The organism is Brevibacterium sp. SIMBA_078 (genome assembly GCF_046534565.1).
Lineage (GTDB): Bacteria > Actinomycetota > Actinomycetes > Actinomycetales > Brevibacteriaceae > Brevibacterium.
In genome coordinates this window covers 1-2,006 of the sequence record NZ_JAWRYQ010000007.1, presented here as the reverse complement: position 1 = coordinate 2,006, position 2,006 = coordinate 1, and the positions used below count along the sequence as shown (strand labels likewise).

Below are 2,006 nucleotides of genomic sequence, written 5' to 3'. Positions count from 1 at the left end.
AGATATAACTCTAGACCACCCCAGAGCCACCGCGCAAATCCAAAACCGACTTTCTCCACGTGACACCCACCACACAGCCTGCAGTGCTCAACGATGTCCCCTTGCAGAGAGGCCGGCCGCACCTCAGCCCTTGCACCAACCGAGCCCGAATGCCGCGCGATTCAGCTGCCCGGGCGGACAGCTTTGCGCAGGCGTGCGAGCTGCTCGTCGATGACGGCACCCACCTCGGTGATCTCTGTCTGTCGGATCCCCCGTTCCACAGCCCGCGACCTCCACCCCTCGACTGCGCTCACGACCTCATTGAGCACCGACACTGCGGTCGGCTTCGTCAGATGGCAGAGAGAGGCGAATTCGAGCAGCGCCTCGGCTTCGGTCTCCGCGGACACGACGCCATTGATCGCTGTCTGCCGTTCGACCGCGGGTTCCGGTTCCGGGTTGATGTCGAAAGCCGGGCTCAGCTGCCATCCCGCGTCCGCCCGTATGAAGCCATGGTTACGCAAATGATCATCCGTATTGTGCAGTGCAACTGAGAATGCCACTCGGCGAAACAGTTCCGCACAGTCGCTGCGCCAGCGCCGGCTGTGGTCTTCGATAGCTTCGACGATATCGAGATAGTCACCGGCTTCTCCGTCTCGATGCCCGGTTGCTGTCATCGCACTCATATATCCGATCCGACGGTCAACCGCGCGATCGAATCTCTGCAGAAGGAGCACAGATCTCTCGTCGATACTCAGCAACCGAGATTCAGTGGTGTCGATTCCGGCCCTGCGGGCGAGTTCGAGTGCCAGGCTCTCCCACGCGATGACGTCTCGATCGTCGCCAGGTCGGGAGAACTTCGCAATTGACAGCTTTCCCTCATCGTCCGCCACAGATGCCTTGGGCCGCGCCCCGCCCAGAGACCCTGTCCCAGCGTCAAGGAGGCGCTTCACAGCCGTGCCCGACCCTTCTGCGGCCCCATCAGCAGCCCGCTGCAGTTCGGGCAAAGAAAGAAGCTTCGGTACTCGGCTCGAAGGGCTGAGAAAGTCTTCGTCGGCAGCACGACGAAACCGCAGAGCTCCCTGTCGAGTGCGATCGCTGACTCCGAGCAGGAAGTCAATATCTGTCAGGCGGCGGACACGGGCGAAGCCGTCGGCGACCTGCCGCCGATGCTCCTTCGCCACGAGATTACGACCCCATCGGTCAGGAGAACAGTCGGCGAATGCTCCCGGCAAACCGGGTACGCTGAACGGGACCGTCGACAGTGGGAGCTCTGGGTCGACGGAATAGGCCCATCGAGCTCCCACATATTCATCGGAGTATTTGAACGTCGTCGAGATATGCCCCCGTGCGATGTGGAAATACGCAATACCGACGAATACCGCCGTTCCGCCATGGTCCAATTCAACCCGGATCTGCTCACTCATCGACGAACCCTGTCCGGAAGCGTTTCAGCAGAACGCAGTCTGCCAACATCGGTGCTCAAAGGATCGAATGAGGCGGACACGTGGTCGAGCTGCCCCAGTGCCTGCATAACCGACATCACTGCGCCGATTGATACCCCTGCATCACCCCGTTCGACTTTCTGGAGCGTCGATCGAGAGATGCCAGCCCGCTCCGCGACTTCGACAGCCTTGAGCGACTGCATGAGTCGCCACCGACGAATCGAGGATCCGATCTCGGTGAGACGGCGATCCACTTGGCGAGTGACGCTCATTTCGACTCCTTATGAGTGCAATAAACACCGTACGACGAATTAACGACTAGAATACGCGCCATTAGATCAACTGGCAATGACGATTTCGGACGGATCGGTGGCCGGCTGGTGTCCGGAAGGACTCCACAAGATCTCCGCACGTCTGCGAGAACACCACTCTCAGTTGCCGGCGACAAGCCGGAGAATACACGAATGGTCTCGTCCGACTCCCACTGAGAGTCGCACGAGACCATTTACTACCTGGCGGGGGTGCAGCAACCCCGCGCCAGGTAGCAGTACCCCCGCCAGGTAGCACCAAGCACACCCACCGCAT

Annotated in this window: 2 protein-coding genes; both read right to left on the bottom strand. The window is 60.4% G+C overall.

All coding sequences use genetic code 11. From position 1 onward, the window contains the following. Positions 1-161 precede the first annotated feature (161 nt). The gene (locus tag SB749_RS18600; RefSeq protein ID WP_410711611.1) at positions 162-1,403 is read right to left on the bottom strand and encodes a type II toxin-antitoxin system HipA family toxin; all 1,242 of its coding nucleotides are present in this window, start codon (positions 1,401-1,403) and stop codon (positions 162-164) included. Next, positions 1,400-1,693, bottom strand: coding sequence for a helix-turn-helix domain-containing protein (locus SB749_RS18595; protein ID WP_264800642.1), 294 nt, complete (start codon positions 1,691-1,693; stop codon positions 1,400-1,402). The genes SB749_RS18600 and SB749_RS18595 overlap by 4 nt, the downstream gene beginning before the upstream one ends. Positions 1,694-2,006 lie beyond the last annotated feature (313 nt).